This is a genomic window from Prauserella rugosa (genome assembly GCF_000719975.1).
In the GTDB taxonomy this organism is placed as follows: domain Bacteria; phylum Actinomycetota; class Actinomycetes; order Mycobacteriales; family Pseudonocardiaceae; genus Prauserella; species Prauserella rugosa.
In genome coordinates, this window is sequence record NZ_JOIJ01000090.1 from 1 (window position 1) to 207 (window position 207).

Below are 207 nucleotides of genomic sequence, written 5' to 3' on the forward strand. Positions count from 1 at the left end.
TCCCGCGCCACCGCAGCCGGGATGGGACCGTAGCCGTCCAACTCACAGCCGCTGTCGGACATCGACAACGCGGCGTCGATCGGCATGTGCAGGTAGACCATGGCTGCGGCTTCGGGAACCCGAACACCGGGATCATTGCCCAGCAACAGGTCAGCAGTGACATCCGCGCGCAACTGGTCCAACGTGCGCGACTCACCATCACGTCGT

1 pseudogene is annotated in these 207 nt (G+C 64.7%); it reads right to left on the reverse strand.

Features of this window, described 5'->3' with window-relative positions:
* Positions 1-182: pseudogene (locus tag IF64_RS27415) on the reverse strand (hypothetical protein); the annotation flags it as partial.
* Between the last annotated feature and the right edge of the window lie 25 nt (positions 183-207).